Source organism: Chryseobacterium arachidis, from assembly GCF_900129245.1.
In the GTDB taxonomy this organism is placed as follows: Bacteria; Bacteroidota; Bacteroidia; order Flavobacteriales; family Weeksellaceae; genus Chryseobacterium; species Chryseobacterium arachidis.
In genome coordinates this window covers 278,662-302,134 of record NZ_FQUT01000005.1, presented here as the reverse complement: position 1 = coordinate 302,134, position 23,473 = coordinate 278,662, and the positions used below count along the sequence as shown (strand labels likewise).

General features: G+C 34.5%; 24 protein-coding genes. 10 read left to right on the top strand and 14 right to left on the bottom strand.

Features of this window, described 5'->3' with window-relative positions:
• The coding region (locus tag BUA89_RS12185; RefSeq protein WP_143152336.1) for a transposase at positions 1–201 on the top strand (201 nt) is incomplete at its 5' end.
• Here the strand turns inward: BUA89_RS12185 and BUA89_RS12180 are convergent.
• Positions 184–1,131, bottom strand: a complete 948-nt coding sequence (locus BUA89_RS12180; protein WP_072957951.1) for a restriction endonuclease — start codon at positions 1,129–1,131, stop codon at positions 184–186. The two genes, BUA89_RS12185 and BUA89_RS12180, sit on opposite strands and share 18 nt — an antisense overlap.
• Before the next feature lie 244 nt (positions 1,132–1,375).
• On the opposite strand from BUA89_RS12180, the gene BUA89_RS12175 reads away from it, so the two are divergent.
• Positions 1,376–1,723, top strand: coding sequence for a hypothetical protein (locus BUA89_RS12175; protein ID WP_072957948.1), 348 nt, complete (start codon positions 1,376–1,378; stop codon positions 1,721–1,723).
• Positions 1,724–2,113: 390 nt separating this feature from the next.
• Here the strand turns inward: BUA89_RS12175 and BUA89_RS12170 are convergent, their stop codons facing one another.
• A complete protein-coding gene (locus BUA89_RS12170; RefSeq protein WP_072958016.1) occupies positions 2,114–2,344 on the bottom strand; it encodes a helix-turn-helix domain-containing protein in 231 nt (76 codons plus the stop codon).
• Positions 2,345–2,525: 181 nt separating this feature from the next.
• Here BUA89_RS12170 and BUA89_RS12165 point away from each other — a divergent pair, with 181 nt between their 5' ends.
• The 6 genes from BUA89_RS12165 (at position 2,526) to BUA89_RS12140 (ending at position 5,895) form a co-directional block, all read left to right on the top strand.
• Positions 2,526–2,915 (top strand): hypothetical protein, encoded by a 390-nt coding sequence (locus BUA89_RS12165; RefSeq protein WP_072957945.1) that lies wholly within the window; start codon positions 2,526–2,528, stop codon positions 2,913–2,915.
• Positions 2,916–2,940: 25 nt separating this feature from the next.
• Positions 2,941–3,342: a hypothetical protein gene (locus BUA89_RS12160; RefSeq protein ID WP_072957942.1), complete on the top strand. Its 402-nt coding sequence runs from the start codon at positions 2,941–2,943 to the stop codon at positions 3,340–3,342.
• Entirely contained in the window at positions 3,342–3,977 is a 636-nt protein-coding gene (locus tag BUA89_RS12155) for a hypothetical protein (RefSeq protein ID WP_072957939.1), read from the top strand. Before BUA89_RS12160 ends, BUA89_RS12155 begins: the two co-directional genes overlap by 1 nt.
• 40 nt (positions 3,978–4,017) lie before the next feature.
• The gene (locus BUA89_RS12150; RefSeq protein ID WP_072957936.1) at positions 4,018–4,389 is read left to right on the top strand and encodes a hypothetical protein; all 372 of its coding nucleotides are present in this window, start codon (positions 4,018–4,020) and stop codon (positions 4,387–4,389) included.
• 10 nt (positions 4,390–4,399) lie between these two features.
• A complete protein-coding gene (locus BUA89_RS12145; protein WP_072957933.1) occupies positions 4,400–4,849 on the top strand; it encodes a JAB domain-containing protein in 450 nt (149 codons plus the stop codon).
• Positions 4,850–5,106: 257 nt separating this feature from the next.
• Complete coding sequence (locus BUA89_RS12140; RefSeq protein ID WP_072957930.1) at positions 5,107–5,895, top strand: DUF2490 domain-containing protein; 789 nt, start codon at positions 5,107–5,109, stop codon at positions 5,893–5,895.
• Positions 5,896–6,323: 428 nt separating this feature from the next.
• Here the strand turns inward: BUA89_RS12140 and BUA89_RS12135 are convergent, their stop codons facing one another.
• The 6 genes from BUA89_RS12135 to BUA89_RS12110 all read right to left on the bottom strand — a co-directional run bounded on the left by BUA89_RS12135 (position 6,324) and on the right by BUA89_RS12110 (position 15,789).
• Positions 6,324–7,019 (bottom strand): hypothetical protein, encoded by a 696-nt coding sequence (locus tag BUA89_RS12135; protein WP_072957927.1) that lies wholly within the window; start codon positions 7,017–7,019, stop codon positions 6,324–6,326.
• 94 nt (positions 7,020–7,113) lie between these two features.
• Positions 7,114–8,835 (bottom strand): helix-turn-helix domain-containing protein, encoded by a 1,722-nt coding sequence (locus tag BUA89_RS12130; RefSeq protein WP_083531669.1) that lies wholly within the window; start codon positions 8,833–8,835, stop codon positions 7,114–7,116.
• A gap of 622 nt (positions 8,836–9,457) precedes the next feature.
• Entirely contained in the window at positions 9,458–10,906 is a 1,449-nt protein-coding gene (locus BUA89_RS12125; RefSeq protein ID WP_072957924.1) for a TolC family protein, read from the bottom strand.
• The gene (locus tag BUA89_RS12120) at positions 10,887–14,078 is read right to left on the bottom strand and encodes an efflux RND transporter permease subunit (RefSeq protein ID WP_072957921.1); all 3,192 of its coding nucleotides are present in this window, start codon (positions 14,076–14,078) and stop codon (positions 10,887–10,889) included. The genes BUA89_RS12125 and BUA89_RS12120 overlap by 20 nt, the downstream gene beginning before the upstream one ends.
• Before the next feature lie 88 nt (positions 14,079–14,166).
• On the bottom strand, positions 14,167–15,246 hold the full coding sequence (locus tag BUA89_RS12115) for an efflux RND transporter periplasmic adaptor subunit (protein WP_072958009.1): 1,080 nt from the start codon (positions 15,244–15,246) through the stop codon (positions 14,167–14,169).
• 150 nt (positions 15,247–15,396) lie between these two features.
• Complete coding sequence (locus BUA89_RS12110) at positions 15,397–15,789, bottom strand: hypothetical protein (protein WP_072957918.1); 393 nt, start codon at positions 15,787–15,789, stop codon at positions 15,397–15,399.
• A 457-nt stretch (positions 15,790–16,246) separates the two neighbouring features.
• Between BUA89_RS12110 and BUA89_RS12105 the strand changes: the two genes are divergently transcribed.
• On the top strand, positions 16,247–16,651 hold the full coding sequence (locus BUA89_RS12105; RefSeq protein WP_072957916.1) for a hypothetical protein: 405 nt from the start codon (positions 16,247–16,249) through the stop codon (positions 16,649–16,651).
• Between the two features lie 36 nt (positions 16,652–16,687).
• A complete protein-coding gene (locus tag BUA89_RS12100) occupies positions 16,688–17,128 on the top strand; it encodes an META domain-containing protein (protein WP_072957913.1) in 441 nt (146 codons plus the stop codon).
• A 71-nt stretch (positions 17,129–17,199) separates the two neighbouring features.
• Here the strand turns inward: BUA89_RS12100 and BUA89_RS12095 are convergent, their stop codons facing one another.
• From BUA89_RS12095 to porK, 6 genes are all read right to left on the bottom strand, one after another.
• A complete protein-coding gene (locus BUA89_RS12095; protein ID WP_072957909.1) occupies positions 17,200–17,457 on the bottom strand; it encodes a SemiSWEET transporter in 258 nt (85 codons plus the stop codon).
• Positions 17,458–17,529: 72 nt separating this feature from the next.
• Positions 17,530–18,564, bottom strand: coding sequence for an NAD(P)/FAD-dependent oxidoreductase (locus BUA89_RS12090; protein WP_072957906.1), 1,035 nt, complete (start codon positions 18,562–18,564; stop codon positions 17,530–17,532).
• A 55-nt stretch (positions 18,565–18,619) separates the two neighbouring features.
• Complete coding sequence (gene porN, locus BUA89_RS12085) at positions 18,620–19,558, bottom strand: type IX secretion system ring subunit PorN/GldN (RefSeq protein ID WP_072957902.1); 939 nt, start codon at positions 19,556–19,558, stop codon at positions 18,620–18,622.
• Between the two features lie 15 nt (positions 19,559–19,573).
• Complete coding sequence (porM, locus tag BUA89_RS12080) at positions 19,574–21,163, bottom strand: type IX secretion system motor protein PorM/GldM (RefSeq protein WP_072957899.1); 1,590 nt, start codon at positions 21,161–21,163, stop codon at positions 19,574–19,576.
• 40 nt (positions 21,164–21,203) lie between these two features.
• Positions 21,204–21,893 (bottom strand): type IX secretion system motor protein PorL/GldL, encoded by a 690-nt coding sequence (gene porL, locus BUA89_RS12075; RefSeq protein WP_072957896.1) that lies wholly within the window; start codon positions 21,891–21,893, stop codon positions 21,204–21,206.
• A gap of 54 nt (positions 21,894–21,947) precedes the next feature.
• Complete coding sequence (porK, locus tag BUA89_RS12070) at positions 21,948–23,366, bottom strand: T9SS ring complex lipoprotein PorK/GldK (protein ID WP_072957894.1); 1,419 nt, start codon at positions 23,364–23,366, stop codon at positions 21,948–21,950.
• Positions 23,367–23,473: the final 107 nt, after the last annotated feature.

Genomic DNA, 23,473 nt, shown 5'->3' with positions numbered 1-23,473 from the left:
GAATCAGGCTTTAAATCTTTCACTACCTTAAAAAGAACGATTACCCGCCACTACAGCGATATTCTTAATTATTTTGAGAAGAGAAGCACTAACGCCTCAGCAGAATCCTTTAATGCAAAAATAAAAAACTTCAGATTACAGCTACGAGGAGTAAGAGATAAATCGTTTTTCCTGTTCAGATTATCAAAACTTTTTGCTTAGTCCACAAGTTTTGTACTTGATCCCCTGCCATTCAATCCAATTTTTTGGGTTGTCTAAAATATATTTATTTTCAATGTAACTAAATTCTGAATCTGTAAAGAGATCGTATAGATTTTTGTTTATTAACAATTTTCTATGTAAGAAATAATGTGCTACTTCATGATAAAACACAAATCCATATTGGTATGTACCTACAATTGACTCATTGATTAATATCTTATTTTCATTCGGAATAAACTGACCTAATTGAGTTTCAGAATTAGGTAACAATTCAAATATAAGGTTATGGTGACTTTCCAGATATTTTTTGAAGTTTTCTAAACTATATCTTTCTGTTTTTGATTGAGTATCGAAATCTCTGATTATATTTTGAGCAATTCTACTTATTCCCTGTTTGGATAGTTTTTTTAATCCATAAATTGACTTTATTAAGAATGACTCATAAATACATTTTCTTATATTAGTTAGAACTAAATCATCTAATTCTGAATCTATTTTCTTTTTCTTGTCAAGAACTATATCATAGCCATTTTCATTTACCTCAATAAGCATAAATCCTTTATTCTTGGCAATATTATATCCGCTTTTTTGTAAAGAGCCATTAGCGATTATAACACCTTTAACCTGAAATCCTTTTAAACTATTAATCTTTGTTTGAAATTCCTCCACATCATCAACAGGAACATTTTTATTAAGGTCTTTACATTCAATGATATAAACCAAAGTTGGTTTTTTTCCTCCTTTAAGTACTACTTCAATTGCTATGTCAAAAATAATGTCACCTTCCCTGTCAGGAGAGTAATATTTCTTTTTTTTATAAATTTTGCTGAGAGATGGAATAATTCCTAATTCTCCATTTTTAAGAGCTGTTTCAATGATTTTGAAACACTTATCTTCAAATAAATCTCCTTTTTTAGTTGTGTTCTTCATAAAAGCAGTATTATCAAAATTACAGAATTTTTCTCCTAAAAAAAATTTTCAATAAAAATTATTCACACTCGATGCCCCTCATAATAACCCCCCACCACTCTTGGGGAAAGGAAGATTCCCCGCCACTTTTATAAGAAAACAAAATTTTACAGGAACAATAATAAATTCAAGTTGATAGCTGGATTTGTTTGTGATGTAAATTTCAATTCTTGTGGTTTTATTTTTAACTTAAAAATCAAAAACAATGGTAAGAATTATTAATTACAAAAAAAGAGTAGCAGAGACCAAAGAATTCTTTGTACTTGAAGTTTCAGGAGGTATTGAAATGGTATTAAGCAAAACTACAGGAATGTATTACGCCACTTCTAAGAAAGCTACTATTACGTCTACATTCGATGAAGAAACCTGTAAATCCCTGATTGGCTCAGAATTTCCTGGTTCAATTGTAAAAGAAGAATGTGAGCCTTATGAATACACTATTCAAGACACAGCAGAAATTATTACATTATCCCACAGGTATGTTTACAGAGCAGAAGAACTTATAATTTCTAAAGTATATTCAGCTCCAGGTAACTTATCAATGGCTGATTAAATTTCCTAAAATGTCCAAAATTTACTGTAGAATCATATATAGGTTCAGGTAAAATCTGGACATTTTTATTTTTTTAGCATCAGATTTCCTTTCTTATATATAATATAAAGGAAAATCTAATGCTTTTCAGATATAGATTTATTTTATATATCTGTACAAAATTTCCTTTAATATAATATAGTGTTAGGAAAAAATGTGCAGGAGAATTTAATACTTCACCTGGAAATAAATATTTGTAATCCAGGTGAAAATCGAAGATATTCACAATTATTCGCTCCTTATTTGAATTTTACCTGGAAATATATATATGCTTTATTGCTTTTATATCAACAAAATACAAACTCATCCTTTTCCAGGTGTTATGTAGAGATAGTTATAAATAGCTAAAACTTACTCAGGTAAAGTTTTGAACTTTAGAATCTCAAAGGTCTCAATTTCTAACTTTTGAGCAATAATGTGTAATGTATATGCGGTAGGGTTGGTATTCCCCGCTTCTAACCTGGACATATTAGACTTTTCAAAATTGCATAAAGCAGCCAATTCAACTTGAGAAATATTCTTTTTTTCTCTAAGCTGTTTTATACGCTTGCCTATTGCAACTTGATACTCTTTTTTATCCACTTTGGCTGAATTAAACAATAATTAGAATGCACTTTAACTACGGAAAACCGTAAGGGAATATGATAAACTCTAACTCTATTTGTTTATTAATATTAATAGCCAAAAGTGGTCATAAATGATAATTATATGGTTATCATAAATGATACATTTGCTATATTTGAAACTTTAAAATTAATATGTTATGAAACTCAGAAAATTATTAATGCTTTTTCTCATTGCTTTATCAGGATTAGTAACTGCACAAAATTTAACTCATGAAGTGAAGATTTGTCAGTTTAGTAAGGACGGAGAAACTTGGTATGATGCAAGTGATACACCAATTATTAAGTCAATAACTTATAAATCTGGTGGAAATTTAGGTTATGTCTGGATAAATGGTGAATATCATGAACTTAAACCAACTCAGTACACATTAAAGCAAAAATCTAATGATGTTATTGAAATTACATTTTCTCCTACAGGAGACACAAACAGTGAATTTACTTTATCAGATAAATCCGGAGATGTAGTTGGAGCTGGATATATTAAGAATGGCGGAAAAAACTATTTATATAAATTGGTGTTTAATTAATATCACAACTTCAAATTATTAAATCATGGAAATAGCTATATTTATTCTTTCAACAGTGTTTTTTCAGCTTCCTTTTGCTTTCTTTCAACATTCTATCAGAAAATATAAGAGGCTGGAATCTTATAATCCAATGGAATCACTCAATTATACTGTCAATAATGGACAATTAGATAACATGGTTCTTAAAATTGTAATTTTTATCAGTGGATTAATGATTGCTTTTTTTCCTCTTTGGAAAGCTATAAATATTCATTGGATATTTGTTGTATTCATTAACTTAATAATGCTTTATTTACTAACACCTTTTTTAGCATTTGCCATTTACCCTAAAAACCGAATATTGAACGTTAAACAACTTTCTTTTTTAACAATTACTTGTTTAGTATTTGCTATTATGCTTTTTCTTATTGGAAGCAATTTAAGCTAATGAAATCACAGATATTAAATAGTATAAATCATTTAAAACAGCTCAATGAAAATCCTTTTACATTACAAAAGATTGCTTATTGGCTGTATGAATACAACGATTTATACAAGGAAGTTAAAAATTATTCTGAGATTCTTTGTGAGCAATGTCAGCAATGGAAAGCTAATGGTTTGCCTTATGACTGTTTACAAGAAGCTGAGTATTGTAATAAGAGATATAGGTACTTTACGAACTTTTACGAAGAAGTTGAATACGGTATTAAAGTTCAGGAATTAGATGCAGTTTGTAAAGTTGCAGTTGAAGAATACAAAACCTACAATAATGATTCACAATTAAAAGAATGGTTGATAAAGTACTTCGATATTGGCTACAACAAACTGGCTATTTTCTATTATGACCATCTGGAATATAGTGTAGATAATGATGAGGTAGTTCATCCTCACTTTGGAAACTCGCCAATAGGAGAATTTGGAGTTTGTATTGACAGAAAATATTATGAGAACCTTATTGAATTTGATGATGTATTTAAAATCCTACTTTATGAGAGAAAAATAAATCCAGAAAAACTAAAAGAAATAGAAGAGGAAATGCAGAAGATAGCTATATCTATGATCCCAATTCCTAAAATTGATTAACAGCCACCTAAGAGGTGGTTTTTTTTATACCCTTACATTAATGAAAAACAATATTTATGATTACTTGATTTTTAAACTTGATAGCGAATATACAGATTATGAACAAGACTTAATTTCTATTCCACCCTATGAATTTATCGAGAATGGGTTATCATTAGAACCTTATGAATATTTTGGTCAAATACATGAAGTTTTAGAGTTAAGAATAAAACACATTCTTCTTTATTTTAATGCTGATGTATTGATGAGAGTAGAGTTCCTATATCCAGGTGATATTTTAGATTTTTTAAAACAGAAACTAGAAGAGATGCAGGATATTGAGTTACCTAAAATCATGTTGATTCTGAGAAAAGATAAAAAATTTACTGTATTGATGTATCAGAATAAACTATTACAAAACAGAATTAATTAAACTAAAGAAAATGAATAACACTATATCAGAAGTTTCTGAAATCCAGGTTTCTTACAAACCTAATAAAGTTGCAAGTACAAAGATTACTACAAGCTTTGATGCTGTTCAAATTATAAGAAAGTTTTGGAATGAAGAAACAATAGAAATGCAGGAAGAAGTAAAGGTAATTTTGCTTAATAATTCAAATTCTGTATTAGGAATCTATAATTTATCCAAAGGTGGAATTACAAGTAGTTTAGTAGATGTCAGACTTGTATTATCAGTAGCACTAAAATGTTTGTCTCCAGGTATTATATTAGTCCATAATCATCCAAGTGGTAATTTAAAACCAAGTTCAGCAGATTTGGACATTGTAAAGAAATTAAAGGAAAGCTGCAAGATTATGGATATTAATTTGTTTGATAGCATCATCATAACAAAAGAAAGTTTCATGAGTTTTGCTGATAATGGATTGTTGTAATCTTGTGAAAAAGGGACAGTTTTAGGCACACATTTATTTAAAGGTAACACCAGTGGTTGAAGGAGCTACCCTGGAAAGTTAGTATGCGGGTAACTGTATCGAGGGTTCGAATCCCTTCCTCTCTGCAATTTTTTAAGTCTTAGGTTTTCCTGAGACTTTTTTTATTCCTAAAATCTTCTCAAATCTATCATTTATTTTGTTCTGTTTTTAAATTGTATTGAAAAACATCAATCAACAGGAATTTTAAATTTGTGATAATGAATAAAGCGTTATGTTTATTAATCTCACTTTTGTTTTTGAATAATTTTCTACAGGCACAAATCAGTCCGCCCGGCTTGGGAGATGCGAATACAGCCTTTTGGTCGGCTTTTGGAGTAAAACGAAACCTTGATTCTTTAGGAAATAAACAAACTTTAAGTTACGTTGCAATCGGAAGAAAAAGCAGTCCGGACAATGAAAATTTGTTTTCTAAACAGGCAATTGTGGTATTGAATCATGAGGTTTACCATTCTTTCGACCCTCATCAACAATACGGTTATGCAATCAGCTATCGCCGCCAACCAAAATATGAGAGTGAAGCACCTTACGAAAAAGAAGGAACTGAACAGGAGTTCAGGTTGTATGGAAGATATGCGTATACTTTTAATTTTGGCGAAAAATGGAAGTTTAAAAATACCATCCGGCAAGAATTCAGGAAGTTTTTTGATGCCGATTTTCATGATGTTGATGAAGATTTTCAGTTGAGGACACGTCTTAAAAGTCAGGTTACTTATCATCTGTCTCAAAAAAATAATCAGAAGCTGGCTTTGAGTGTGGAGGAATTGTTTTCGGCAAGCTATCTCAACGAACCGACTGCAAAATGGACTTCTTTCGGATATCGGGAAATGCGGATTGCTGCTTATTATATATTCAATATTCCAAATTCTCCTTTTACGGTGGATATTGGGTATATGGATGATCTGATCCGGGACAGCAAAAGTATTCATAAAGGCGGAGTGCATTATTTTGCGGCGGATCTTGTCTGGAACTTACCTTATAATAAATAGATTAGAAATGATTATTTTTCCCACGGATTACACAGATATACACAGATGATTGTGAATAATTTTTGGAATTTGGATAAGGGATTATATAAAAAGACTGATGGCAAAATGTTGTGAATATTTGTTATATTAAATGGTTGACTGCGACCCTAGCCCTGATTGAGTGGTCTGTTTGAGCTCTTTTTTTTGGTTTCGGCGCGGCAGCGAAGCTGCCGCGCCGAAACCAAAAAAAAGCGAGTAGCGAAAGCGGGAATTGCTCCTAAAAAGCAATTTCCATACTCAATAGCTCCAAATAAAAAATAATTTGCATTCCTCATTAACAGAAACCACCTGATCGATGTGACCAGGTGGTTTTGTTTGAAAAAAAGGTACTAACTCGCTTTCAAACTTTAAAATAATCTAGCTATATGAATGTTTTATGGTGTTAAAATTTAGTTGCACATCGTGAGAAATTGCTGGCTCATCTGTACCTTGAACTTAGCTTCCGACTTTAATTTGGTATAAATCATATTTTCAAAAGCGTGAACTTCCTTTAATTTATGATCGATAAATTCCGCAATCTGAACAATTGAGAAAATAAAATCCCTGTAAACCGCAATATTCACGGTCTGCCCGTATACCGGAAGATAAGCCTTAAGAAAAGGAAGCGTAGCCTGATGCTGATTGTAATTAACGCAGAACCCCGCTCCTTCTCTTGAGGTGATAATTTCATGGTTATTAATGAAATCCAAAATATTTTTCCCTTCTTTTTCGTTATTTTTAGAAAAATATCTGTTGATTTTATCCAAAATATGTTGTGCATATTCCATCATGGTAATGGTTTTCCATTCAAACTGATGATTTAGATGTCTGTTATTTTTCGTTGGCTTTCCGTTTTCACAAGTGGCACAAAAAGAAATTCCTATTTTTTCATAATATGGAAAAAAACAGTCTTTTATCTGGATTGTAGCATCTGCCTGAAGCTGATCATTCGCAAAATTATAATACAAATAAGGGCTGTATAATTCTGAAAGTGCTTTTAAATAATCGGTCTCTGAAGCAGTATGATATTCATCGAACCATTTTTCAAGGTTGTCGTAATAATGATTTTCAAATTCGTTAAAACTTAAGTAAAAAGGCAGTTCCATAACTCTGTAATTTTGATATGACAAAGCTATTGACGTAATGCGACAAAACTTGACGTGTTATTTTTTTTCTGCAAAAATTATTTTAGAAAAAATCTTATTCGCGGTTAAGCTCTTCTTTTCTCTGTTTGATAAAATCTGTCGGACGGATCCCGTTAACTTCATAAAAAAGATCCGAGAAATTCTGTCGGGAGGCAATTCCGCATTCTTTGGCGAGCGTTTCAATACTGTATTTCAGATAATCTTTATTTTCAAAAAGTAAATTGGTAATATAGTTAATACGGAGTTCACTTAAATATTTATTGAAATTCCCTTTTTTATGTTCATTAATCACCTGAGACAGGTAATTGGAATTCGTACCCAACTGGGCTGCCAGCTTACTGATGGTAAGTCCTTTTTGAGTAAAATCTTTTTTCTGCTCAAAAGTTTCTAATTTTTTAAGCAATTCTCCAACCTTCCTTTCATCAGGCCCTGCTTTTTTTTCATCCGGAACAGACATCTGGATAGGAATTGCGATTGGAATTGCTTTTTTTTCCGGAACTTCATGTTTTATCATGAATTTTTCTTCAAGCAGCACATACTTCTGCTTCACCTGCTTTTCTTTTCTTAGTTTTCTGAAGAGCAGAATAACCAATCCGGCTGCCCAAACCACAAGAACGGAAATGATAATCGTTCCCCAAATGCCTATTTTCTGAAGATTATCCTTTTCATCCAGTAAAGTTTTCGTATCATATTCCTTATGGATTTTTGGCGAGAGATAAATAAAATCCTTTGCAATAATACTATCCGCCTTCAAAAGCTGGCTGGTATAATACAATTGTCGGGTCTGGTCTTTTTCTTTTTTAGAATGATCGATAAGAATCTCATAATTTTCCCTCAGCTCGGGAAGGATAAACTGATGCTTCTGAAAGATAGAGTCTACTTTTTTCAAATAAGCAATTGATTCTTTGGTATTTTTTAAAGCCGAATAAGTCTTACCTATATAAAAATAATCTACAGAAAGCCTCGCAAAATCTCTGCCTTTTCTCAGCGGAGGAAGAGATTGATTTAAGTCTGTTAAAGCCATTTGATATTTCCCGTTTCTATATTGGGAAATACCTTTAGACAGCATAAAATATGCTTTTTCCAGTTCATATTCCGGATTATTCGCAATTTCAGAAAGCCCAAGCTGTATAAGAGAATCCGTTTTTTTATAGTTCTTCAAATTCCTTTCGCAGATCAGGAGCTGATGAAGACTGTTGAAATAGCCTTTTTTATTGTTATAGATAAGGTTTGGATGAAGGTTCGACCTGGATTTTCCTCTGTAGTATACCACACATTTTTCGAAAAGTTCTGCAGCATCTTCATAATATCCCAAATAACTTTTTACAACCCCTATATGATATAAATTTTGGTACTTTAAATATTCGTTCTTGGTGTTTTTTGAGTATTTGTATGCCTCAAGATATTCATTAAGCGCTAACTGAAATTTTTTGTAATGATAATAATAAACTACGCCCTTATCAATATGCGCCGTAGTGAGTAAATCTTTATCCCCGGATTTTTTGGCAGCCTGAACAATACTGTCTGCATATTTTAGTTTATTTTCATTCAACGGAGAAAAAAATACACCATCTTTATATCCCTGAACCAATTTTTCGTAGTTTTTTTCCTGTTTTGCCTTACTGATATAAATCTGAAGCATGGGAAAAGCATTGGAATCATTTTCTTCAAGATCCTCGTATTGTTCTCTTATTTTATAATAATCACTAAATGTATTCTGAGACAGAACAAGCTGAAAAACTCCTACAAAAAGTATAAAAAATAGTTTTTTAATCACCTTGACGAATTACTCCTTATCTAATTTAAGGTCAAAAGTACATAAAAATCGTTAGTTTTTGTCAAAGAATAATGAATTAATGACAAAGTTCGAATTATTTCTATTTTACAAATCAAAAAACTCAAAATCAAATGATTAAAAATATTCAATTCATGAATTAGGACGTCTCAATTTACGAATAATGACAACAAGTACTTTCATATTCGGATTCAAGATAATAATTTCGAACCCAGAATGTACGATGATTATTTGATGGGTAAAGATGAAATAACCATAAAAAACTACATGCTTTATAAAAGTGGATCTCTCTAAAAAAACAGAAAGATAAATTTTGAAAAAACTAACATAATAGAAAATGATGATTCACTTATAAAGCAAGCCACCTTCCTTATTGGGAAATTACTTTTAGGGAAGGATGGTTTTTTAGAATGTTGAAAAACTAATAACCTTTTATAAAAAAACAATAACCATTAAAGAATTAAATTTAGTTGCATCATTTCCTGCAATTAGGTTGCAAAAGGTTTTCTTAAAGCCTTTTTATTAGAGTTTTCAGTTTTAATCGAAAAGAGACTATCCTTCACGGGTAGCCTCTCTTCTTTATAAAACATTAAGGATTTACAAATCACTTCCAGCCTCCGCCTAAGCTTTTGTAAATATCAACAACTGTACTCAGCTGTTTTTGTTTTGCTTCAACCAGTTCCATTTTTGCATCCAGTGCATCTCTCTGGTTCAGAAGAACTTCCAGATAATCTGCTCTTGAGTTTCGGAATAGCTGATTGGCAATATCGATCGATTGTTCCAAAGATTTTGTTTCCTGAGCTTTCAATTGATAATACTGATCAATATTTTTCACTTTAGACATCAGGTTGGCTACATCCAGATACGCATTCAAAATCGTTTTATCATATTCATACAACGCTTGAATCTGTCGTGCATCCGCCGTCTGAAAATTGGCTTTAATAGCGCTTTTATTAATCAGCGGACCTGCCAGTTCCCCAACCAGATTATAAGCAATAGATTCGGGCATTTTCACCAAATAAGAAGGTTTAAAAGCCTCTAATCCTAACGTTGCAGAAATTTCTAAAGTAGGATAAAATTCTTTTCTTGCCGCTTCTACATCCAGTTTTGATGATTTTAATTCCAATTCAGCTTGTTTGATATCCGGACGGTTCGCCAATAATTGTGAAGGAATTCCTGTGTATACCGTTTGCGGAATGGTCGTCATAAAATTCTCCTTCGTTCTTACGATCGGCTGCGGATAACGACCGCAAAGCGCATTGATCTGATTCTCTTTTTCGGTAATCTGCTGACGGATCGTATATTCTGTTGCTTTAGATTTTGCCAATTCTGCTTCAAATTTTTTCACTGCCAATTCAGTTGTTGCCGCAGCTTCCTTCTGAATTTTTGAAATCTCCAAAGCCTTTTGCTGAAGCTTGATATACTGCTGAATAATATCCAGCTGATTATCCAAAGCCAACAATTCATAATAATTATCCGCCACTTCTTCAATTAAGTTGGAAAGAACGAAATTCTTACCTTCCACTGTTGAAAGATAATGAGCCACTGCCGCATCTTTCTCTGTTCTTAATTTTTTCCAGATATCGATTTCCCAGTTTGCCATCAAACCACCTTCAAAGTTCCCAAGCGGATCCGGCATTTCTTTTCCGGGTTCGATTTCCGTGGTGGCATCACCGGCGCCTTCGCTTGTGTAACGTCCGGATTTCTTCACTCCTGCCCCGATTCCTGCGGAAACAGTAGGAGTTAGTTTTCCTTTTTTAGCTAAAACTCCACTTTTCGCAATCTCAATTTCCTGCAAAGTGATCATCAGCTCCTGATTGTTTTTTAGAGCAGTTTCTATTAGTGCTACTAAATTCGGATCAGTAAAGAATTGTCTCCAAGGGGTTGTTCCGCTATTGTTATTGGCATCTCCCTGATCTTCCTGATTAAAGTTCTGAGGTACATTTTCTTTCACCTCGTCTTTTATAACGGTCGCCATAGGCGCCTTACAGCTTGCTAACACAAGCGATAAGGCAATGGCTGATATAATGCTTTTAGTCTTCAAATTTTCCATCGTGTTCGTAAGGTTCTGTTTGTTCTGTTAAAGGATTTTCTTCTTCATATCTTGCCAATCTCGATTTCTCGGCAATGGTTCCGAAGATGTAATACAATCCAGGGATAATCATTAATCCGAAAATAGTTCCGATTAGCATACCACCTGCCGCTGCGGTACCAATCGTTCGGTTACCAATAGCACCCGGCCCTGTTGCCATGACCAATGGAATCAAACCTGCGATGAATGCAAAAGATGTCATCAAAATCGGACGGAAACGGATCGCTGCTCCTTCGATTGCCGCCTGTGCTACCGGAATTCCCTCTTCCGCCTTTTTCTGAACAGCAAATTCTACAATCAATACGGCATTTTTACCTAAAAGACCAATCAGCATCACCATGGCTACCTGAGCGTAAATGTTGTTTTCTAATCCTAATAATTTTAAACATAAGAAAGCTCCGAAAATACCTGTCGGTAAAGATAAAATTACCGGTAATGGAAGAATGAAACTTTCATACTGTGCAGAAAGAATTAAGTAAACAAATCCTAAACACACTAAGAAGATAAATATGGCTTCGTTTCCACGGCTTACTTCATCCTTGGAAATACCCGCCCAATCGATCCCGAAACCTCTCGGAAGTGTTTTATCTGCCACTTCTTTGATCGCTGCAATCGCCTGTCCTGAGCTATAGCCCGGCGCAGGAGTTCCACTTACTTCGGCAGAATTGTACATATTATGTCTCGTGATCTCTGATAAACCATACACCTTTTCCAAATGCATGAAATCTGAATACGGAACCATCTGATCCTTGTCGTTTTTCACATATAATTTTAATAAATCACTTGGTAAAGCACGATATTGCGGACCAGCCTGAACAATCACCTTATAAGGTCTGTCGAAACGGATAAAACTCGTTTCATAGTTTGAACCAATCAATGTAGATAGATTATCCATTGCTTTTTCTATCGTCACTCCTTTTTGCTCGGCAAGATCATTATCCACTCTCAACATATATTGAGGAAAACTTGCAGAATAGAAAGTAAATGCAGATCCTAATTCAGGACGCTTTTTAAGTTCCTTTACAAAGTCATTACTCACCTGCTCCATTTTGTGATAATCTCCACTTCCCGCTTTGTCGAGCAAACGAAGTTCAAAACCTCCTGCAGCACCGTAACCAGGAATTGATGGCGGTTGGAAGAATTCTATATTCGCACCCGGAATATTTTTGGCTTTCTCTTCAAGCTTTTCAATAATTTCCGCAGCCGATTCTGAACGTTCTTCCCAGCTTTTAAGGTTAATCAAACAAGTACCTGAGTTGGAACCTGTACCTTCCGTCAAAATTTCATAACCAGCCAATGAAGAAACAGATTGTACTCCATCGATATCTTCAGATTCTTTCAATAATTCTCTAGCGATTTGATTCGTTCTTTCTAATGTAGAACCCGGCGGCGTCTGAATAATTGCATAAATCATCCCCTGATCTTCCGCAGGAATAAACCCTGAAGGCAGTGAATTGCTCAGAAAGAATGTAGCAGCACAGAAAGCCAATAATAATGGAAGTGTAACTGTTTTTTTCTTAACCGTTTTATTAAGCATTTTTTCATACTTCCCTGCTCCTCTTGTGAATAGATTATTGAATTTATCCAGGAAAATAGTAATCGGAGTTCTTCTTTTTGCTTTTCCGTGATTATTTTTTAAGATTAAAGCACATAAAGCCGGAGTCAATGTTAAAGCTACAACTCCCGAAAGGATAATTGCCGAAGCCATCGTAATGGAAAACTGACGGTAGAAAACCCCAACCGGACCAGACATAAACGCAATCGGAATGAACACGGATGCCATTACCAAAGTGATTGCAATAATTGCCCCGCTGATTTCGTGCATTGCTTCTTCTGTCGCCTTTAATGGAGATAAATGTTTTTCTTCCATCTTGGCGTGAACGGCTTCAATTACCACAATGGCATCATCGACCACAACCCCGATTGCCATTACGAGGGCAAAGAGTGAAATCATGTTCAATGTAATTCCGAAAGCGGACATGACGGCAAAAGTACCGATCAGTGAAACTGGAACTGCAATCGCCGGAATTAAGGTAGAGCGCCAGTCTCCCAGGAATACGAACACCACAATAGCCACCAAAATAAACGCTTCAAATAAGGTGTGAATCACTTTTTCAATCGAAGCATCCAAAAATCTTGATACGTCATAACTGATGTCGTAGTGCATTCCTTTCGGGAAGGTTGTTTTCTGCAATTCCGCCATCAAAGATTTTACATTTTTGATAACGTCGCTTGCGTTGGAACCGTATGATTGTTTTACCGTGATTGCTGCAGAAGGTTTACCATTCAGCGTAGAGTAAATATCGTACATTGATGAACCGAATTCGATATCTGCCACATCTTTTAATCTGATAAATTCTCCGTCAGGCTTAGCTTTAAGGATAATATTTCCGTAATCTTTTTCATTATTAAAACGACCCGGATATTTTAAAATATATTCAAATGACTGCGAACGCTTACCGGAACTTTCCCCTGTTTTCCCCGGAGATGCCTCTAAACTCTGCTCATTTAAAGATTCCATTACTTCATCTGCTGAAATACTGTAAGCCGTTAATCGGTCAGGTTTTAGCCAGATACGCATAGCATATTCTCTTGTTCCCAGAATATCTGCAAAACCAACTCCACTCACCCTTCTTAACTCAGACATCACATTGATATCTGCATAGTTGAAAAGGAATTTCTGATCAGCTTTTGGATCATCACTATACAAGTTAATGTACATCAACATATTGGGTTCTTCACGAGTGATTTTCACCCCTTCACGAACCACCAACGGCGGCAATTTATTAACAACTGAAGATACACGGTTTTGTACGTTGACTGCTGCTACGTTCGGGTCAGTTCCTAAGTCGAAAACCACCTGAATAGAAGCTTCCCCGTCGTTTCCGGCATCAGAAGTCATATATTTCATTCCCGGTACACCATTGATCCCTCTTTCTAAAGGAATTACCACAGATTTGATCAACAATTCGTTGTTGGCTCCGGGATAGCTGGCAGTGATATTTACTTTTGGTGGTGAAATGGACGGGAACTGTGTCACCGGAAGTTTTACCAAGGACAAAACTCCCATAAATACGATAATCAAAGAGATTACGATAGACAGAACAGGTCTGCGAATGAATTTCTTAAACATAAAAATAATGATAAATTATTATTGATGAATGATAAATGATGAATTTGAACAATTGTATGATCAATGATCACTTACCAACTATCGTATTCTACTCCGCTTTTAATTTTAATGATTGAAGAACTTTTTTAGGATCCTGAGCCTTGGTCTGAACTTTCTGATCATCCTTCACTTTCTGAACTCCCTCCAATAAAATCTTATCACCTGTTGAAATACCTGAAGCTACAACGTAAACATCAGGAAGTTCATAAGCAATTTTAATATTTCTTGATTTTGCCACACCATTTTTATCCACTACAAAAACATATTTCTGATCCTGAATTTCGTAAGTTGCTTTCTGAGGAATGATTAAGGCATTTTTCAACGGTAAAGTCATTCTTACTTTCCCGGTTTCCCCGTTTCTTAATAACTTATCCGGATTTGGGAATTTCGCTCTGAAAGCAATATTTCCTGTTTCACTGTCAAACTCTCCTTCGATCGTCTGAACCTGACCTTTTTGAGGGAAAATATCTCCGTTTGCCATGACCAGATCAACCTGATTGCTTCCTCTTGAGGCAATATTTCTCTGATAATTTAAATATTCCGGTTCTGAAACGTTGAAATACGTATAAATATCATTGTTATCAGAAAGCGATGTCAACAAATCTCCTTCGTCAACTAAACTTCCCAATTTCAAAGGAATTCTGTCGATAATTCCAGAAAACGGAGCTTTGATGTCTGTAAACGACAAATGGATCTGTGCTAATTTCGCTTCAGCATTAGCTGCGTCCAATTTAGCTTTTGCCATTGCTCTTTCGTTTTTAGAAACAATGTTGTTGTTGGCCAATGTACTTGCATTTTTCAGTTCAATTGTAGCCTGGGCAACTTCTGCCTGAGCTTTTAATAATTCTGCCTGATACAGCTTGGGCATGATTCGGAACAATGTCTGCCCCTGGTGCACATACTGACCTTCGTCTACGTAGATTTTCTCAAGAAAACCTTTCTCCTGTGCACGAACCTCGATGTTCTTCACAGATCTGATCTGAGCCACAAATTCTTTGTTAATTACCGTATCCATCACTACCGGCGATGTTACGGGATAAACTGCAGCTTCTTCTTTTTCTTCTTTTTTCTTGTTACAACTGAACAACAAAAGACTGCTTAGCGCAATGCTTGCGACAACTCTTTTCATCATAATTTCTAGAGTGTATATAAATCGTTAATGTTTTAAAAAATGAAAAATGGTAATGAGAGAACTGGCGATGTGAAGATTACCGGCAAACACAACGCAGTATATTTCCCGCCGAGAACATCAGCAGAAAACAGATCGTAAAAATAAATTTTAGATTCTGATAGAACGAATCAGAATGAATCTTTTAACCGTAGAAAATTCGGATAGAAAGCCATGGATAGTAGGCTTTAATTTCTTGAAACTTTTTAACCCAAAAATATAAACCAATGTGAAAACACTGGCAAAAACAACCATCGCCTGAACAGTATCAGACAGCTGGAAATCATCTTCTGTAAGTTCTAGCGAGTAAGCATTGCTAACGTCATCAGAAGACTGCTGAATAGAAAGTTTTTCGTAGGTCTGGTTTAGGCGGTTTGCTCTTTTGGGTAAATTATGAGAAGTATGAGCGGTATAATCATTTCGTAATGTTTTGACATTGATCTTGCTTTCAACTACGAATAGAAGAAAAAGCGCGGTCAAAAAATATACGATATAGTTTCTCATAATTTCAGAGGACAAAGGTAGGCTTTAGTTTAAATATTTTTCATCATAATTGAGATCCAAATCCATTTGTTAACAATATTTAACAGTCCTTTAAATAAGCTGAATCCAACAATTTTTCTCTTTAGCAAACCACTCAAAAATTAAATAATATATTAATTTTCAATAATTTAAATAAAAAAATTACAAGTAATCAATTATTTAAAAATAATCTAGATTATTGAATTAATAAATAAATAGGCCTGATTTTTGTTAAGCAATCTTAAAATTTGAATTTTGAGTGAAAAAACTAATATAATTACAGGTTATATTTTATTTAATGAAAATTATCAGAACTGATAAAAAAGAAAACATTTAATAATTTATATAAAATTAACATAATATTTTTAATAAAAATCGTAATTTTATACAGTACTAACACCATCATCATCAATGAATCACCTAAAAGCTACTTATTATTATGAAAAAATTATTGCAAATCACCCTCCTAGCCGTCCTCCCGGCTTTTACCATAACAGCGTGTAAACATCAGGCTAAAGAGGAAGAAATAAGCTTACAGCAGAATGCTCCCGAAGTTCAGGATACGGATAAAATTACAAAAGATGTCTATACCGATGAATTTGGGGATCAGCTTGAAGTTACTCTTAACGAAACTCAGAATACCATCACGATACGTCTGAACGGAAAATCTTATGAGCTGAAAAAAAACGAAGAACTTCCTGAATACACAGCTACAGACGCCAATTATCAATATTCCGACATCAGAGGCGACATTACTTTTCTGAAAAAAGATTACAATATGGTTTTATTTCACCATAAAAAAGATCAATCATCGTCTTCAGGCACAAAAATGGCTTCTTATTAAAATCAGCTCAAGAAATTTAATTACAAATTTAAAACTATGAAAAAAATACTGACTTATTTTTGCTCTGTATTAATGATTGCTTTCACTGCATCATGTATGAGTAAAACCGCAGCTTCATCTGAAAAAACATCTGACATCACGGGGAAAACGTGGGAATTGACTGAACTAAACGGACAGCCGATAAAACTTAAAAATCCAAGCGCGGTACCGCATTTTTTGCTTAATACAGCCGATATGCGATACGAAGGGCATGGTGGGTGCAATGGAGTTGGCGGAACTTTTGAAATCAAACAGGAAGCAATGCGCATCAAATTCAATCAGGGAATGTCTACCATGATTGCCTGCGACGATCTGGATACGGAACGTGCATTTACGCAGGCTCTTCTAGCTGCAGATAATTACTCTGTAAACGGAAATACTTTAACACTGAATAAGGCAAGAATGGCTCCGTTGGCCAAATTTGTACTAAAACAATAATCCATCCCAGAAACACATCAATATAAATAAGGACACTTCTGACATGCCAGCGGTGTCCTCTTTTTTTACCTCTATTTTTTCCTGTAAATAAACCAGCAAATCAGTAAAACAACATTGACCAGAACGGCAAAAGAATTAGAAAGAATAATCGGTAGCTCGTCTTGTATAAAACCATACCAAACCCATAATGAAAGTCCTGAAATAAGTACCAAAAGCATTACCCAGGAAAGTTCGTCCGCATTCTTTTCTTTAATTACCTTTATCAGCTGCGGAATCATGGACACTGAGGTAAGAACCCCGGCTACTATCCCTAAAACATTTTCGTTCATAAATGATCATTTACAGATGAAGTTAGGAATTATCAGGAATGTACACAATGATTCCAATCATTTTAAGGCCGGTTACTTAAATCTTCCCAAGGAAACTTCTTCGGGTAAAAGAATCTGGTGTTCAATAAAATCGTATAAACTTTTTGAGAAATAACACCCATTCAGAATTCCTCTTGCCCCGAGACCATTAAAAACGTATACATTTCTATAATCAGAATGCCTTCCGATGATCGGTCTGCGGTCTTTTACGGTTGGCCTGAAACCGAAATTGACATGATCTATTTCAAAATCATAAGGATAAAACGCAGAAAGTCCTTCTGTAAGCTGTGCTACCGCAGAATCATCAATATGATGATGCAATTGCTCGCGATCGTAGGTTCCGCCATAAAAGTACAATTCATCATTTACGGGAAATAAGAAGTGTTTCTTTTTTATGGTAATATTTTCAGGAATATCTTTTGAAAGTTTTACTTTAATGTGATGCCCTTTATTTGGATTAACAGGAATATCAGAAAAAAACGGATTGCCTTTTACTCCCATCCCTTCACAAAATAAAATATTTTTGAACGCAAAATCTTTGTATGCGGAATTCTCAGTACTTACTTCCGAATATATGAACTTTTCTCTGAGCAAATGTCCTTTTTTTTCCAAAAAACCAAATAAACCCATGAAAAATCCATTAACATCCAGCCTGGCAGACTGATTAACCTTTCCTGTCTGAAAATCGTTTTTTACCACCTCTAAACGATCGAAATTTTTATCTAAAAAATGATTGAGCTCTTCATTTTCCGATTTTTTAAGCCAAAGTTTCTGTTCATTTTCATCATGAAAAATTCTGTGAATCGGTGCTTCGATTAAATAATTTTTTCCTGTATAATTTTCTATTTCTTTTAAAGAGCTTTTCAGAAAGTCTATCTGCTCCTGGGCTTTCCAAAATGTAGTAAACTTTTTAAGCACCACAGGATTGATAATTCCGGCCGAAACCTGAGAAGCGCTCTTCCTTCCTTCCGAAAAAATAACAAAAGATTTATTGTTCTTTAATAGCTGATGCGCAAAAAATAACCCGGCATAGCCATCTCCTACGATGATATAATCTACATTCTTCATAATAAAAAAACCTGAGTAAAAATACTCAGGTTTTCTATAAATATCAAGTGAAATCTTAGTAATTCCACATATCATTTTCCATTTGAAGGATTTGCGCCTTAATTCTGTCGCTTTCTTCAAGTTGCTCCTCAGCGTCATTAGGAATATAGTCTTTAATAGCGCCGTCTCCCATACCAGAAGAAGATTTGTAAATAACTGAAGAGAATCTTCTTGCGTTGATTAAATCATCGAAAGATAAATCTGCTGAAGAATTCTTTCTGTTATACACATAATTATTAGCTAAAATATCTCTTGCTTTTGGATAATAAACCCAGAATAGATCGATCAATTCATCTTTACCAGCAATTGGTTTACCTTCAGCGTCATAAACACCTTGTACAGCGGGATCAGGTCCCATTGCAGCAATTCCTAAAGGTCTGTATTTTAACTGTCCGTCTCTTTTATCGATGAACCACATACCCATCATTTTCAAAACTTTAACTTTCTCGCTTGTCGTTTCAAAAATATCAGTATTTTCTTTTATTTCTTGTTCTGTAGGCTTTCTACCTGATGCAATGATATCTACTAAAACATCACTGGCAACCACTTTCTGTAATCTAGCCTTGATTTGCTCAGGACTTAGCTTGGTAGAAAAATTTTCATCATCATAAACTTCTTCAATCTGTCCACCCATTGCTGCATCCAACAAAATTTGGTATAGAGATCTTGTCGTTTTAGACTGAAGCCCATTTACATTATCATAATAAAAAGGCTGGTTGATTTTGTCATTAAGATCAATAATTTCCCATACGAACATACTTTTCAAGATGTCTTTTTCATCTACATATCCGTATTCAAGAGGAGTTACTTTATTACTAACAACAGAATCTCCTACTTTTCTAGTATTTTCAGCTCTCATCTTTCTAAACTCTTCAGGAGATGAAGCGTTCAGGATAGTCTGGGAAAATGCAAACCCAGAAACTAGTACCATAAGACTGCTAATATATTTTTTCATAATAATTGTTTTAAATTATGGAACGTGAATAATGATTGGAGTAATTCTCTTAACAGGACCTTCTAATCCTTGTGCAGTAGCTTTAATTTCAATAATTGAAACATCATCTCCAGATCTTACATTTTTCAATAAACCTGCTGCATCTTGTAATGAATTACCTTTCACTAACATCGCTGCTCTACCAGGAACTCTAACCATAAACTCGGTAACTGTAAATGACACAGGGAAATCAAAATCAGGGATAGCAGCCTGAACTGTCTGATTCTGAATTGAGTTAGCCGGCATTGTTAATACATTCTGACCTCTCATTTGTCCTTGTGGCGGTGGTACATTTTTAATTCTGTACTCAAATACCTGAGAAACTGTTTTTCCGTTAGGATCTGTTCCTGATAATGTTAATTTCACTGTATTACCAGCTTGAGGCTTCACAATCCATTTACCAGGACCTGTACTTCTTACTACAGCGCCAGGAGCGGATAATGATAATTTAGAATTGTCTGCTCCAAGGATTGAACCTGACACAGGGTTTTCTAAACCTCTATACATTACATTCATCTTATCAGCAGAAAGTAGTAATCCTTGTTCTAGTTTTACCTGCTGTGGTCCTGCAATTACATTATAAGTATGCGTGAAAGGGAATTGCTGAGCTTTTCCTGTAGCATCCGTTAAAGTAATTACACCTCCGATTTTTCTTTCTCCAAGACCTCCGGTATTTAAAGGAAGATATCCTTTACCGTTTTCTTGTCTGCTTACCCCGCTGATGCTGATTTTGTTACTGTTTGAATAAGTACCTAACATGATAACCGCTTCAGCTTTTTTACCGGACTGAATATCTGTAGGTGCAGAAACAATAGCTTCATACTGGTTAAACTTGATGCTCGCGTCTACTTTCTCCTGAAGCATTAAAGCCAATGCATCAGACTGTACGTTTCTTGCATCATTCTGAATAATCTCAAGATTCGAAATTGCTGCAATAAGCGGCTGGTGGTAGAATTTGTTCTGGAACCAAGTTTTCCCGTTTGGAGATTTACCCTGAGGATATTCTGCAATAAGAGATTTGTTGGCTCTGTCTACCAATTTCTGTAACTGAGGATTATTTCCAAATGTTGAAGTGATATAATTTCTTACATCATCTATTTTTTTCTTTAATTCCAAAGCATTAGCGGATGGAGAGTTTTCATCTCCTTCTTTAAAGAAATATTCAGTAGTTGCTTCATTATTATTTAAAGCCGAGAAGTTCTCACTAACATCCATATCTTTACCCGTTTCCGGATCTTTATCATGGAAGTCTGAATTTTTCTTTACTAAATCTTTAATATCCTGTGCAGATTTAACCAAGACATTAATTTTATCCCTTAAAACTTTATACTGTTCCCAAGGTGTTGCATAGGTATCCGGTACCTGCTGTGCCTTAGCTTCTAAAGTCTTTTCGAAAATATCTTCGTTTTTCTGCTCTGTTAAAAATCTTGTTTCGTTAAGTGCTCTTGTAGAATCATAATAAGATCTGATGATCTCAACATCAATATTTAGGGCCATCATCGCGATGAACACCAAATACATAAGGTTGATCATCTTCTGACGAGGGGTCTGTTTTCCTTTTGCCATTCTTTCTTCTTTAGTTTTTGTTTAATTAAATGGTTAAGGATTAAGATTTCATAGCAGTTAACATACCACCATAAACTCTGTTCAAGTTATTTAGATTAGTTGTTAAACCTTGTAGTTCTTGATTAAACTTCTCAGAATGCTCAACAGATTTTTGCATATCAGATACATATTTGTTTGCAAACTCTGCTTGTTTTTTACCACTTTCCAACTGCATAGCATATAACGCGTTCATACTTTCCATGTGCTGAGCAGCTTTGTTTAGCTGATCGTTATACTTATGAGTAGAAGCAGATACGTCAACAGTCTGGTTGATCTGATCTACAGAATTTGAAAACTTATCGATACCTGTTCTTAATCTGTCGAACAATTGTACATCAAGTTTCGCATCTTGAAGCATTTTATCTAATTTAGTAGAAAGTGAATTCTCTAATTCTGCAAATTGGTTTGCAGTATTTTTAGGTGTATTTGAGTGAAGTGGGTTTGGGTTTGCATGCTTATCCAACAATTCAGGATATACATTTTCCCAAGCATAAGACTCTTCGTTTTTTGGTGGATCGAAAGCGAAGATAATAAAGATAATCGCCTCCGTAACAAGCCCTACCGTAAGAGCGATGTTACCATTGATAGGTCCCAAAGTAATGTGAGTAATTTTAAGCCAAGCTCCAAGAATTACAATTGCAGCACCGAATGAATAAAAGAAATTCATCCAAGCATCTTTAGTCTTAAACATATAAGTTAGTTTTTTTTAATGTTAAATAAAATTGTTATGAAAATAAGGGTTTGATTATCTGTTTACATTTCTTGGCTTAACAGCAGCTTCAGGAATATCCTGTACAGTTCTGAATCCGATATAACTTCTTGCAGAGTCTTTTCTTTCTGAATCTCTTACACCTGTCATCAACATATATCCTACATCTTTCCAAGAACCACCTCTTACAGACTTCTGAGTATCAGCCTTGTTTTTTGTAGAAGGGTTTAGAGTGGATGAGAACCCGTATGAAGAGTTGTTATAAGCAGATTCTGTCCATTCAGAAACGTTTCCAGCCATATCAAATAACCCAAATCCATTTTTCTTAAATTTCTTTACTGGAGCAGTATATGTATAAGTACCTTTTTTATCATCTTCCATGTAATTACCTCTCTTCGGTTTAAAGTTTGCCAGGTAGCAACCTCTGTCATCCATTAAATAAGGACCACCCCAAGGGTAAGTAGCATTTTGTTTTCCACCTCTTGCAGCATATTCCCATTCGAATTCTGTAGGAAGTCTGAAGATCAATGGTTTTTGTTTCTTTCTTTTTAAGCTTTCGTTATAGTCAGACTTTAATTTAGTTCTGAAATTACAATACGCTCTAGCCTGATCCCAAGTTACCCCTACTACAGGATAATCTTTGTAAGCTTTGTGCCAGAAATACTGTTCAAACAATGGCTCGTTATAAGCATGGTGGAAATCTTTTACCCATACTGTTGTATCAGGATAGATTGCAATACTTTCGCTTCTAAGATAGTTTACACCTCTTTCTTTTTCAGCCAAAGCCACATCCATATCTCCCCATCTGTATGTGTATTTCAGTTTACTAACATCAAGGATTCTTTCATTACCAATTCTGGAAGAAGCCGGTAAATACATAGATTCTAAAACTTCTGCGTATTCTACATCAGGATATTTTCCTGTAGTCCAGTGTAATGGAACTTTCCAGTCAATTTTTTTAGTTGGATCAAAGCTAGCTTCTTCTCCACCTCCCTGTGCTTCTAAATATTCCTGATATGGTGTTAAATTCTCTTCTTTCTGAGCAAGGTAAGCATAATCTCCAATGCTTGTACCTCTACCTTTCCCTTCACCACCTTCTCCGGCAGCTTCAGCAAGTAAAGTTCTCGCAATAGAATCTCTTACATAATTGATAAATACTCTGTATTCTGCATTTGTAGTTTCTGCTTCATCCATGAAGAAAGAAGAAACAGTAACAGTTTTCGCCTGAGCTTTTTCAGGATTATTCGTGAAATCCTGATCTGTTAACCCAGCTACAAATGACCCTCCAGGAATTGCAACCATTCCGAATGGTCTTTCTGCAACAAATGATTTTGTTTTTTCTCTAGGTATCAATTCTCCTTTTGTTCCGGGTTTTCCCACTGAAGATGATCCCCCACCTGAACAAGATACCGATGCTACCGACGCAGACAATAATAAAAGAAATATCCTTTTCATGTTAATTTTTATAATTAAGCCGTAAATATATAATTTTTTTAAGAAACTTTTAAGATTTTTTTTGAAATAACGGAATAAATCTAAATTTATTTTATTTACAAGTAATT